Genomic DNA, 1,769 nt, shown 5'->3' with positions numbered 1-1,769 from the left:
GGGTAAAAGCGGAAGAACTGACGGGTGAGCAGAAAGAGCTGATAGCGAATCTGATCACCCTAGCGGGCGCTGGCGCGGGCGGACTTATCGATGGTAACCTTACCGGTGCCGGAAGCGGAGCGAATACGGCGAAGAATGAGGTGGAGAATAACGCGCTCAGTGACATCATTGAGAACAAAGCCTCCGGTGTGACGCAGGAAGAGAAGTACCAGAACGCCCGGAAGCAGCTTGAAGCGGCACAGGAAGAGTTTAAGGAGAAGTATTGCGCAGGGCTGAGTGCGGAAACGTGTTCAGCCAGGATGGAAGCGCATAGCCAGGAACTGCTGAAAGGCGCGGGTTTATTTGGTACTGATTTTGTTCCTATTGTTGGAGATATCAAGAGTTTTGCGGAAGCGCAGAGTGCGCTGGATTATCTGGCTGCGGCAGTAGGGCTGGTGCCTGTACTGGGAGATGGTGCTGGTAAGATTATCAAGGCAGCAGAAACCGCACTGAAGAAAGGGGATATTGCTGAAGCCTCGAAGCTGATTAATAAAGCCAGTGATGAAATTCAAGTCAAATGGGTTGATGAAAATGCCAGCATGAGTGAACGGGCACGTAACTATAACGATTCTGCTTCTGGTGCCCGTTCAAATATAGAAACGCAAAAAGGTCAGGCTCCTAGCATTGAGAGAGTTGATGCTGATGGAAAGGCTAAATCGGTTAGATTCGACGGTGTTGATGACAATGTGATGGTTGACCGTAAAATATCTGTTGTTACGACGCAAAAGGCGAAAAATCAAGCATTACGGCAGTCTGAAGCACTTAAAAATAATGGCATGACAGGTCGATGGGAAGTCCCCAATCAGGCTCAAGCTAATCGGGCGCAGAAAATGTTTGATGAGCTAGGTATTAAAAATATTGAGGTGAAAATAGTTCATGAATAGAGATGTTAGGCTTGTGAAAGTGATCGCCGATTTAGCAATATTTTTAGAGTTTACAGACGATGATCATCTAGATCCTGATATAGCGGTTGATGCGATGGAGCAGATGGCTGCTGAACTTCAGCTCCTTGATGAAAAAGAAAAAGATGAATTAGTTAATATATTCAAAGATATCTCTTCTCAATATGAAGGTGATAAATGCGAATATGTAAGGGATCTACCTGAATCTTTGGGACTTGTTTAGCAAAGATCCCGGCCCCTAAAACAGGCCGGGATTTTTTTATCTGTCACTCAGCCACAATGCGTATCAGCAGTTGGCCGTGCTCAACGGTGACTATCACCGGGGTATCCATGCCAAATCCCGCGGCTTCCAGCCAGTTGCCTTTAAGGTGCAGGCTGGGGCTGCGGCTGTAATAGCGCGTCATATCATTGTGGTCTGCGTGGCGGCGGCTGACGTAGCCGACCTTCAGGCGTCGTAATGCTTGGGGTGTGGCGGTAGGGAAAGCGCGATGAAGCGGATAAGGAGCAGCCTGATATAGCTGCTGTGCGCGGTGATACTCGCCGGGCGGTAGCGTGTTCAGGGCAAAAAAATAGAAAGGGCAATTGCATTTGGCTCGATTACGGGTATTGCCGCATGGCTAGGTATTTTGATTTTTAAAATTTTGGATAAGTTTAAAAAGAAACCTCCTTCAGGCTCTTAGTAATATGATCCCGCCCATTTGGCCGGGATAGTCACTTTTACCAGTCAGAATCTAATCTCCGCCTCAATCACCAGTTTACCCTGCTCAACGGTGACGATAGACGCTTACAAGACGTATAAGAAAAGCGAGGCCGTGGCGCAGGCCAGGA

The 1,769-nt window shown here is 47.9% G+C and carries 3 protein-coding genes; 2 read left to right on the top strand and 1 reads right to left on the bottom strand.

Features of this window, described 5'->3' with window-relative positions; genetic code table 11:
• Both DDT56_RS24165 and DDT56_RS24160 read left to right on the top strand, forming a co-directional pair.
• Positions 1-923: VENN motif pre-toxin domain-containing protein (locus DDT56_RS24165; protein ID WP_246856879.1), on the top strand; the 923-nt coding region annotated here is incomplete at its 5' end.
• The gene (locus tag DDT56_RS24160) at positions 916-1,164 is read left to right on the top strand and encodes a hypothetical protein (protein WP_009112644.1); all 249 of its coding nucleotides are present in this window, start codon (positions 916-918) and stop codon (positions 1,162-1,164) included. The genes DDT56_RS24165 and DDT56_RS24160, both read left to right, overlap by 8 nt.
• Before the next feature lie 43 nt (positions 1,165-1,207).
• On the opposite strand, the gene DDT56_RS24960 is transcribed toward DDT56_RS24160, so the two are convergent.
• Positions 1,208-1,345 (bottom strand): SymE family type I addiction module toxin, encoded by a 138-nt coding sequence (locus DDT56_RS24960; protein WP_335341477.1) that lies wholly within the window; start codon positions 1,343-1,345, stop codon positions 1,208-1,210.
• Positions 1,346-1,769 lie beyond the last annotated feature (424 nt).

It is taken from the genome of Brenneria corticis (genome assembly GCF_003115855.1).
Taxonomy (GTDB): Bacteria; Pseudomonadota; Gammaproteobacteria; order Enterobacterales; family Enterobacteriaceae; genus Brenneria; species Brenneria corticis.
This window is presented reverse-complemented; position numbering and strand designations above follow the sequence as displayed.

Coding starts and splice junctions, on each gene's coding strand:
- DDT56_RS24960 (WP_335341477.1), bottom strand. CDS start 1,345: ATGACGCGCTATTACAGCCGCAGCCCCAGCCTGCACCTTAAAGGCAAC.
- DDT56_RS24160 (WP_009112644.1), top strand. CDS start 916: ATGAATAGAGATGTTAGGCTTGTGAAAGTGATCGCCGATTTAGCAATA.